Here is a 1,670-nt window from a genome sequence, read left to right on the forward strand (position 1 = left end):
TCACGCCCGTCACGGCCGAGGCCGGATTGACGCTGGCGTCCAGGCAGTCGCGGGCGGCTTGGGCACCACCACTACGGCGATCACCGGCCTGGTCGGCAGCGTCAATCCGGCCTCGGCCGTGACGGGCGTGCTGGGCGCGGCGACCTCGGGCCTCGGCAATGCGACCACGGCGCTCACCGGCGCCCTGGCCTCGGTGCCGACGGCGGCAGTTACCGGCGTGGTCAATGCGGCCTCGTCGGGCGTGAGCTCGGCGGTCGGCGGCCTCGGCACGGTGGCGGGCACGGTCGCCAGCACCGCGCCGGCGGCGGTGACGGGCGTGGTCAACGCGGTCACCGGCGTGGTCGCGAGCAACCCGATCGCCCCGATCACGGCGCTGATCGGCAACCTGCAGACGGCGCTGCCGGTCTCGACCGTGACGGGCGCGGTCTCGACGGTCGCGAACACGGTAACGGGCACGCTGTCGAGCGCGGCGCACACGGGCCTGGCGGCCACCACGGCGCTCGGCACGGTCGGCGCGACGCTCGCCTCGACCACCGGCGCCACGCTCGGCAACGTGGCGAGCACCGGCGCGGCGACGCTCGGCACGGTCGCCAACACCGGCGTGAGCACGGTGGCGGCGGTCGGCAACGTGGCGACGCAGACCATCGGCGCGGTCGGCGCGGCCTTGCCGGGCATCGCGATCACGCCGTCGTCGGGCGGCGCGTCGGGCTCGGGCACGGGTACCGGCACGAGCGGCGCGGCGGGCGTCGGCACGCTGCTCTCGCCGGTGACCTCGCTGGTCACGACGCTGGCCGGCGTGGTGCCGCACAAGTAAGCGGGCGGCCTGCCGCCAGGGCGGGCCGGCGCGTCGAGGCAGGCGCGCATGGCTCGACCGTCGCGGCGGATATCGGCAACAAGGACGGCACGACTTCGGTCGTGCCGTTTTTTTTTTGCGCGCCCGCGTGCCATCGCTGCTGCCTGTCATCAGGGGAACTCGCTGCCGGCGCAGCTTACGAACCGGCGTAAGCCGACGTTTGTGCGGCACCGCGCCGCGCGCTAACGTCCTACAGTGACGCACGCCCGCGCGAGCGCGGCCCGTGGCGCACCCGAGCCCGGGCGCCGCGCAGCCCGCATGCGCTCCCCGCGCCGACCCTGGAGACGAACGGGAGCGAGACTCCCGGAGGACCTGCCGAATGAAGAAGCTGATCAACGATGTCGAACACGTGGTGCCCGACCTGCTGAACGGGCTGGTCGCGCTCAACCCGCATCTCGCCCTGCTCGCCGGCCGCACCATCGTGGTCCGCGCCGACGCGGCCGAGGCCGCCTCGCGCGGCGAGGTCGCGCTGATATCGGGCGGCGGCGCCGGCCACGAGCCGGCCCATGCCGGCTACGTGGGCGCCGGCATGCTGAGTGCGGCGGTGGCGGGCGAGGTGTTCACCTCGCCCTCGGTCGACGCGGTGCTCGACGCGATCCGCGCGGTGGCCGGGCCGGCCGGGGTGCTGCTGATCGTCAAGAACTACACGGGAGACCGGCTCAATTTCGGGCTCGCGGCCGAGATCGCGCGTGCCGAGGGGATCGACGTCGAGACCGTGATCGTCGCCGACGACGTGGCGCTGGCCGCGCGCGGCGAACATGCCGGGCGGCGCGGCCTGGCCGGCACGGTGCTGGTGCATCGCATCGCCGGCGCGGCC

The 1,670-nt window shown here is 74.7% G+C and carries 2 protein-coding genes; both read left to right on the top strand.

Features of this window, described 5'->3' with window-relative positions; genetic code table 11:
• The first annotated feature begins 58 nt into the window (after nucleotides 1-58).
• Nucleotides 59-814, top strand: a complete 756-nt coding sequence (locus F3J10_RS35515) for a hypothetical protein (protein WP_167244039.1) — start codon at nucleotides 59-61, stop codon at nucleotides 812-814.
• A 358-nt stretch (nucleotides 815-1,172) separates the two neighbouring features.
• Nucleotides 1,173-1,670, top strand: a 498-nt coding sequence (locus F3J10_RS35520; RefSeq protein WP_167155744.1) for a dihydroxyacetone kinase subunit DhaK, incomplete at its 3' end; no start/stop codon positions are given.

The sequence above is a fragment of the Burkholderia sp. Cy-637 genome, assembly GCF_011753175.1.
Taxonomy (GTDB): domain Bacteria; phylum Pseudomonadota; class Gammaproteobacteria; order Burkholderiales; family Burkholderiaceae; genus Burkholderia; species Burkholderia gladioli.